1 protein-coding gene is annotated in these 806 nt (G+C 67.1%); it reads right to left on the reverse strand.

Features of this window, described 5'->3' with window-relative positions:
• Nucleotides 1-806 (reverse strand): acyl-CoA dehydrogenase family protein (locus tag GTW58_RS13205; RefSeq protein WP_168023570.1); only part of this gene is annotated, 806 nt, incomplete at both ends.

Genomic DNA, 806 nt, shown 5'->3' on the forward strand with positions numbered 1-806 from the left:
GCGTTGCTCTCGGGGGTGCCTTGGAGGGTGTCGCCCGTCCCGGCGCGGGGGTGAAGGGGGGCGACGTCGGTGGCCAGCGTGATCCCGTTGCCGCCCACCACTTCGCGGGCCAGCGCCACGGTTTCGCGCAGGTGCAGGCTGATCCACATCTTGGCCAGTGCGGAATCCTCGTCCCGGTAGATGCCCTCCTGCTGCTTCTCGGCCAGGCGGGACACCATCGACAGGGAGGCGGTCAGGTTCCCCAGCATGCGGGCCAACTTCTCCTGAACCAGCTGGAAGCTGGCCAAGGGGCGGCCGAACTGCTGGCGCTCGCGGACGTAACGCACCGCGGCCTCGTAGGCCCCGGCCTGGATACCGCAAGCGATCCATGCGACGTCGGAGCGCATCTGCCGCAGCATGGCCGCCACGTCCTTGAAGGAGTTGCAGTTCTGCAGTCGCGCAGATTCAGGAACCCGCACGTCGGAGAGGGTGATGTGGGCGTTCTGCATCATCCGCAGGGAGGTCTTGCCGTAGATCTTCTCGAGAGTCACCCCGGGCGCCTCGCGGGGCACCAGGAAGGCCTTGACCTGGGAGTCCTCGGTGTCGCGGGCGAACACGCACAGGTAGTCGGCAGTGAAGGCACCACCGATCCACCGCTTCGCGCCGTCGATCACCCACTCGTCCCCGTCGCGTCGGGCCGTGGTGGACAGCCCACCGGCAATGTCCGAACCGTGTTCGGGCTCGGTCAGGCAGAACACGCCCTTCATCTCGAAGGACTTGATCTGGGGATCCCACTCGGCGAACTGCTCCTCCGAACCACCCACACG

Source organism: Kocuria subflava (assembly GCF_012163155.1).
Classification (GTDB): domain Bacteria; phylum Actinomycetota; class Actinomycetes; order Actinomycetales; family Micrococcaceae; genus Kocuria; species Kocuria subflava.